Source organism: Paramuribaculum intestinale (assembly GCF_003024925.1).
Lineage (GTDB): Bacteria > Bacteroidota > Bacteroidia > Bacteroidales > Muribaculaceae > Paramuribaculum > Paramuribaculum intestinale.
The window spans coordinates 1-6,540 of sequence record NZ_PUED01000141.1 but is presented as its reverse complement, the minus strand read 5'-3'; the positions used below and the strand labels follow the sequence as shown (position 1 = coordinate 6,540).

Sequence of the window (6,540 nt, the reverse complement as noted above, 5' to 3'; positions counted from 1 at the left end):
GACTACGACACAATAAAGCGAGCCGACTATACCGTAAAGATACCCATGTATCACGGCGTCGACTCGCTTAACGTGGCCGCTGCAAGCGCAGTGGCATTTTGGGAATTGGCCTCACATTGAGGCGTACTGTTCTATTGTCGGACTTTTGACATCGACGCCATATTGGGCGGCACGATGCATTATAGCCTTGGCCAGACGTGGTTTAAGATCTTCAGGACAATACCTGAAGTAGGCCTCTGCCGCTCTCACGTGCGCAGCATCAGGCATAGGATATTCACGCCTTTCGGGAAGTCCGAAAACATCGTCGGGAAGCTCATGCTTCTCTTCGTATGACAACCTGTCGTCCATGATACCAATCGTCAAAGACCGATACGTACACCCACCTGAAGCAGGCCCTGCGCGCCGAAACCAAGTTCGCCGAACATCGAGACATTTCTTGACAGCCCTACCTGCGCCCCAAGAGGTGACGCCTGAAAAGCAAAGTATCCATCGTTATGATCACCGTTTTCCGTACCGACATGCGTTATATCGGCACCCACTCCGAGATGAGCGTACAGCGTGACGATACTGTTGCGCCAGTATTCATAGCGCGCGTTGAGCATGATCACATGATAGTAAAGATTGGGACCATCATGTTTGTAACTCGATGACGAGAACGAGTACGACGGACCGACCCACAGCTTGGGAGCCACCTTGAAGTTCACACCGGCGGTCAGTGCGCCCCAGGCATTCTTGACGCCACCGCCTTTGTGCATATTGGTGGCGTCCATCTGAGTATATCCGCCATAGCCCACTTGAATTTCAGGACTTTGTGCCGAAGCCGCCATCGAAATACCCAATACGGCAGCCAGACTGATCAGAAACTTCTTCATAATGTCTTGTTTTATGTTTTTAATATAATATTGGGGTTTGATACCATAAAAACACGTGCGGAAGAAAATTGTTGGATAGAAAAACACTAACTTTGCATCCGATGGAAAAGATACAGAAGACCAATGCGGCACGTCTGCTCGACCGCGCCCACATAACCTACCGCCTTATACCGTATGAGGTTGACGAGAGCAACCTCGCGGCCACCCACGTGGCTGAAAGCCTCGGCGAGGATATAGGCCGGGTGTTCAAGACCATCGTCCTGCGAGGCGATCGCACCGGATATTTCGTTTGCGTGGTGCCGGGCGATGCGGAAATCGATCTCAAGAAAGCAGCCAAAGCCATAGCCGACAAAAAAGCAGAGCTCATACACATGAAAGATCTGCTGCCCCTCACCGGATATATCCGAGGAGGATGCTCTCCCATAGGTATGAAAAAAGCCTTTCCGACCATCTTCCATACGACAGCGCTCGACCATAGCGCCATCTATGTCAGCGCCGGACAGCGCGGCCTGCAATTCGAGATCGCCCCGGCCGATCTGATAGCTTTCACACACGGCATTACGGCAGATGTGATCAAATCAAACGACGAAGAAACCTAACAGCTATGAACAACAGCATTGGAAACATATACCGGCTGACAAGTTTCGGCGAGAGCCACGGACCTGCAATTGGAGGCGTAATCGACGGAATGCCGGCAGGAGTAGCGATCGATACCGACGAACTGCAACGTCAGCTCGACCGACGTCGTCCCGGACAATCCGACATCACAACCCCACGCAAAGAGGCTGATCGGGTGAAGCTGCTGTCGGGCATTTTCGAGGGGGTCACCACCGGCACATCCATCGGTTTTATCGTCGAGAACTCCGATCAGCACTCATCGGACTACGACAATATGCGCCATCTTTTCCGGCCCTCCCATGCCGACTACACATACACTGCAAAATACGGCCTCCGCGACCATCGCGGAGGCGGACGATCGTCGGCACGCGAAACGATAGCGCGTGTCGTAGCCGGTTCACTCGCCCGGCAGGCTCTCGCTCCTGCCGGAATCACAATCAGCGCCTACACGTCGCGGATCGGCGATATTGCCATCGACCGTCCATATTCCGAGCTTGATCTGTCGCTGACCGAGACCAACGCGGTGCGCTGTCCGGACCCGGAGAAAGCCGCGGCGATGACAGAGCTTGTAAGGACGATAAGAAACGAGGGCGACACGATCGGTGGCATCGTAAGCTGTGTGATAAAGGGATGCCCGGCCGGACTCGGCGACCCGGTGTTCGGCAAACTTCAGGCTCGCCTTGCCTCGGCTATGCTCGGCATCAATGCCGCCAAAGGATTTGACTATGGCATGGGGTTTGATTGCGCAGGCATGCGTGGAAGTCAGGCTGCCGACCTGTTCACCACCCGTAAGGACGACGGGGCAATCCATACCCTCACCAACAACTCAGGAGGCATACAGGGAGGCATCTCCAACGGCATGGACATATATTTCCGTGTGGCTTTCAAACCGGTGGCGACGCTGCTCACCGAAATACCCACTGTCGATGACCGCGGACTGCCGGTAACGCTCAAGGCACGCGGCCGCCACGACCCATGTGTGCTACCCCGCGCAGTACCTATAGTGGAAGCCATGGCATCCATGGTGATATTCGACACATTGCTCGCCAACCGCTGCAGCAGGATATGAACCGGCATCCCTATCGCGACTTCGCCGACTTTCTGGCCGGACACTTCGCCTGCAAGATGCAGAAACTGACCATCGACGGCGGCCTCACATGCCCCAACCGCGACGGTACGCTCGGACGCGACGGATGTATCTACTGCAGCAACCGCTCTTTCACCCCATCGTATTGCCGGAGCACCATGAGCGTATCGGAACAGATAGATACCGGAAAACGGTTCTTTTCACGCAAATACCCCTCGATGCGTTATCTGGCCTACTTCCAGTCATTCACCGGGACGTATGCCGACTCTTCGGAACTGATAGCGCTATACAGCGAGGCTCTTGCGGCCGAAGGCGTTGACGGCCTTGTCATAGGCACACGTCCCGACTGCCTCAACACAGATCTGCTCGAATGGCTGTCGCATCTTGCACAAGAGAAGTTTGTCATGATCGAATTCGGAGCCGAGACATCACACGACATCACACTGCAACGCATCAACCGCTGCCATACATGGCAGGATGTGGTAGAGGCTGTGGAAAAGACCCACCAAGCCGGCATATTCACCGGAATCCACCTCATCAACGGGCTTCCGGGTGAAAACGAGGATATGATCATGCAGACGGTCGAAGCCATCAACAAGCTTCCGGTCGACGTAGTTAAATTTCATCAGCTGCAAGTAGTGCGCGGCACTCCCCTCGCCCGAATGTGGCAGGATGGCACTGCCGACATAGTCAGCTGGACAGCGCGACAATATGCCGAACTATGCGCAAGCATAGTCGAACGGTTGCGCCCCGACATAGCCATCGACCGGTTTGTATCGCAGTCGCCCGACGAACTGCTCATCACGCCACGCTGGGGATTGAAAAACCATGAATTCACAGCCCTTGTAATCAAAGCATTAAATCGCCGTAGAGAAAATTAACCGTATAATTTTTGTCTGTAATAAATAGAATTGCTAACTTTGCACCGTTGAAACGCTGCACACTGCTGAAGGCAGTCAAGGCAGTCGACAAGCCGCAATAGCTCAGTTGGTAGAGCATTTCATTCGTAACGAAAAGGTCGTGGGTTCGAGTCCCACTCGCGGCTCAAAACAAAAAAACTGGAAATCAATTGATTACTTCAATGATTTCCAGTTTTTTTGTTTTATATCAGCCGCCTTCAGGCCGATAACAAATCTGACGCATTTAGCATGACGATCAGATATGCACATAATGGTTGATCAGATGTGAATACGTAATAACTGATCAGATGTGAATGTACAAGACCCGATTGATCAGATGCGATGCCTGAAGTGGCACAGATCAATCATTATCGCGCGAAAGGGGGCGTAAACAAACATGCCGTCTGCAAAAACGAGTCTCAAAAAAATGTCAGCGGATAGAAGCCATGAACTCGGCGCGAAGTGCGGGATCGTCGGCAAAACGGCCGGATGTGGCGACAGTGACAGTAGCAGAGTCCTGCTTCTCGACGCCTCTCATCTTCATGCATAAGTGTTCGCCGGTGATGCTCACCATAACTCCATCGGTAGGGAGCACACGAGCCACAGCCTTGCAGATTTCATCAGTGAGACGCTCCTGAACCTGAAGCCGACGTGCATAAAGATCTACAATGCGTGCCAGCTTACTCAATCCCAATATCTTGCCTTTGGGAAGATAGCCCACCGATACATGTCCGTAAAACGGCAGTATGTGATGTTCGCACAACGAATGATACTCGATGTCGCGCACTATCACCATCTCGCGCTGCTGACATTCAAAGACGGCGTCGCCCACGGTCTGCTGCAGTGAGCGCCGATATCCGCCGGTGGCATACCATAGAGCTTTGGCGGCTCTTGCGGGGGTGCGCAGCAGTCCTTCACGCGATGGATCTTCTCCTATTATCTCGATTATCTGACGATAACACTCGGCGAGGCGTGCTATGGCCTCATCGTCGTCAAGACGTGGTGATTGATTGAGCATGTTGTCTTGTTCCATTACCTTGTCAAAGGTTCACACGATCGCGCACCACACGTATCTCTTTGCCATAAGAGGGAAACGCCTGCCTTATATCGTCGGCGGCAGCCTGAGCATCGCGCTGGGTGCGGAAATCTCCTACTTTCAGACGCCAGTAGGGTGATGTGTATGTGACATATGTACGCAATTCAGGAAAGCGTTCGCCTATGATGCGAGCCTTTGTACGGGCTTCGTTTTTGGCCGTGCGCTGATTATTGTCGGAAAACACCTGCACACGGAATCCGGCAGTCTTGGTGCGGGTCGCAGCGGAGTGTTCGGTAGTTTCCACTGCTTCGTCGGCGGCAGCCTTATTACTGTCGGCGGATTCAGTCTGCTGCCGGGCTATCAGCTTGCGCAGAGCCTCGGGCTGAACTATGGTGTTGACACCGTCGGCTGTAATATGGTCGACGATATCAGCGTTGTTCTGCGCGCGCATGACGAAGGTCGAAGCCGCGACAAGCGTTGACATGGCAAAAGCGCGCAGAGAGGTGGATGCGGTTGTTTTCATGCCGCAAAGTTACTACTTTTTCATAAATCAAGCCGTCTGTCGTAAGCGATTTTATAAACCGTGGACTTAAAATACAGTGAAACGGCTTGCAACAAAACAAGGAAACGTGCAGTGACAACTATGGCAACGCCATACGATATCTACATAAAAATCAAGACGCTGTGTCAAAATCCATATTCTGACACAGCGCCATTTAAGCTTTTCCGTTGCTTACCGCCTCAGATCAGAAAGCGGTGACAATGCCCATGAACGACTCGGCGTCGAGCGATGCTCCTCCGATAAGTCCACCGTCAACGTCGGGCTTAGCGAAGAGTGCGCGTGCATTCGAGGGCTTGCATGAGCCGCCATAAAGTATCGAAGTGTTATCGGCGATCTCCTTGCCATATTTACCGGCAATGACGCTGCGGATATGAGCGTGCATCTCCTGCGCTTGATCGTCGGTGGCAGTCTTGCCGGTTCCGATAGCCCATACGGGTTCGTAGGCAAGCACGAGCTTCGAGAATTCGGCGGCCGACAGGCCGAAGAGAGCGTCCTCTATCTGCGACTTTACGACGTCGAGATAAGAGCCGTTTTCACGCTGCTCGAGCACTTCGCCGATGCAGAATATCGGAGTGAGATTGTTGTCGAGCGCAAGAGCCACCTTTTCCTTGAGGGTTTCGGCGGTTTCACCATAATACTGGCGACGCTCCGAGTGGCCGAGAATCACGTAGGTAGCTCCGGTAGAGGCTACCATCGACGCGCTCACCTCACCGGTGTAAGCCCCGCTCTTGTGGTCAGCGCAGTTTTCTGCACCGAGTCCGAGCTTGGAGTCGATCACTTCATTGACAGGAGCCAGATGGGTGAAAGGCACACAGATCACTACATCGCACTCCACTTCGGCGTGCTTGAGAGCTTCGTTGACATCTTTTGCCAGGCCTACACCTTCCTGCAGGGTGGTGTTCATTTTCCAGTTGCCTGCTACGATTTTCTTTCTCATTATCTGTTTTTTAATAATATTGGATTTCTGACTGCGGAAATATTGTCATTTCCACTTGCAAAGTTAGCAATTAAAATCAAACCATCGGCTCATCTCGGCGAATAATTAGACGAAACATTGCAGGCGCAGCCGGTGTTATATCGTAAAGATGTGAAAAACGTCGATACTTAATCACGATGAGGCTATATACTAAAATACCTGCATTATACCTGATGGCAGCCGCGGCTATGACCTCGTGCAGCGACCTTATATATGACGGCGAATGTCCGCCACAGCAGCTCGACGTCAACTTTTTATGGTCAGAAGAGCAGCGGCCTGAAGGCATGACCGTATGGTTTTTCTCGACCGACGCAAACGGCTCGGATTACCGTTTCGACATAGCGTCGCCGGCCGGCGGCAAAGTGAGCCTCCCGGTAGGCAATTACAAGATGTTGACCGTCAACAACGATGCAAAAAACGTGGCTTTCACGCATGAGGATTCATTCGCTGACTACACAGCGAGTGTGGCCAAAGAGGATCACACCTGGAA

Annotated in this window: 10 protein-coding genes and 1 tRNA gene; 6 read left to right on the top strand and 5 right to left on the bottom strand. The window is 52.7% G+C overall.

All coding sequences use genetic code 11. The annotated features are described in order from the left end of the window. The coding region (locus C5O24_RS14585) for a TrmH family RNA methyltransferase (protein ID WP_161553873.1) at positions 1 to 120 on the top strand (120 nt) is incomplete at its 5' end. Here C5O24_RS14585 and C5O24_RS09920 read toward each other — a convergent pair. Beyond that, positions 112 to 348, bottom strand: coding sequence for a hypothetical protein (locus C5O24_RS09920; protein WP_107036301.1), 237 nt, complete (start codon positions 346 to 348; stop codon positions 112 to 114). The genes C5O24_RS14585 and C5O24_RS09920 overlap by 9 nt on opposite strands. An 11-nt stretch (positions 349 to 359) precedes the next feature. Then, positions 360 to 872, bottom strand: coding sequence for an outer membrane beta-barrel protein (locus tag C5O24_RS09915; protein WP_107036302.1), 513 nt, complete (start codon positions 870 to 872; stop codon positions 360 to 362). A gap of 101 nt (positions 873 to 973) precedes the next feature. On the opposite strand from C5O24_RS09915, the gene ybaK reads away from it, so the two are divergent. The 4 genes from ybaK (at position 974) to C5O24_RS09895 (ending at position 3,622) form a co-directional block, all read left to right on the top strand. Next, the gene (gene ybaK / locus C5O24_RS09910; protein WP_107681774.1) at positions 974 to 1,471 is read left to right on the top strand and encodes a Cys-tRNA(Pro) deacylase; all 498 of its coding nucleotides are present in this window, start codon (positions 974 to 976) and stop codon (positions 1,469 to 1,471) included. A gap of 5 nt (positions 1,472 to 1,476) precedes the next feature. Continuing rightward, the gene (gene aroC / locus C5O24_RS09905; protein WP_107036304.1) at positions 1,477 to 2,559 is read left to right on the top strand and encodes a chorismate synthase; all 1,083 of its coding nucleotides are present in this window, start codon (positions 1,477 to 1,479) and stop codon (positions 2,557 to 2,559) included. Continuing rightward, entirely contained in the window at positions 2,556 to 3,458 is a 903-nt protein-coding gene (gene mnmL / locus C5O24_RS09900) for a tRNA modification radical SAM protein MnmL/YtqA (RefSeq protein WP_107036305.1), read from the top strand. Before aroC ends, mnmL begins: the two co-directional genes overlap by 4 nt. A 91-nt stretch (positions 3,459 to 3,549) precedes the next feature. Next, positions 3,550 to 3,622, top strand: a tRNA-Thr gene (locus tag C5O24_RS09895). Positions 3,623 to 3,906: 284 nt separating this feature from the next. On the opposite strand, the gene folE is transcribed toward C5O24_RS09895, so the two are convergent. From folE to tpiA, 3 genes are all read right to left on the bottom strand, one after another. Beyond that, entirely contained in the window at positions 3,907 to 4,509 is a 603-nt protein-coding gene (gene folE, locus C5O24_RS09890) for a GTP cyclohydrolase I FolE (RefSeq protein WP_202613085.1), read from the bottom strand. 7 nt (positions 4,510 to 4,516) lie between these two features. Further along, complete coding sequence (locus C5O24_RS09885) at positions 4,517 to 5,035, bottom strand: SPOR domain-containing protein (protein WP_107036306.1); 519 nt, start codon at positions 5,033 to 5,035, stop codon at positions 4,517 to 4,519. A gap of 223 nt (positions 5,036 to 5,258) precedes the next feature. After that, positions 5,259 to 6,011 carry a triose-phosphate isomerase gene (gene tpiA / locus C5O24_RS09880; RefSeq protein WP_107036307.1) on the bottom strand — a complete coding sequence of 251 codons (753 nt, stop codon included), beginning with the start codon at positions 6,009 to 6,011 and terminating at the stop codon, positions 5,259 to 5,261. A gap of 176 nt (positions 6,012 to 6,187) precedes the next feature. Here tpiA and C5O24_RS09875 point away from each other — a divergent pair. Then, positions 6,188 to 6,540, top strand: a 353-nt coding sequence (locus tag C5O24_RS09875) for a DUF5119 domain-containing protein (protein WP_133165524.1), incomplete at its 3' end; no start/stop codon positions are given.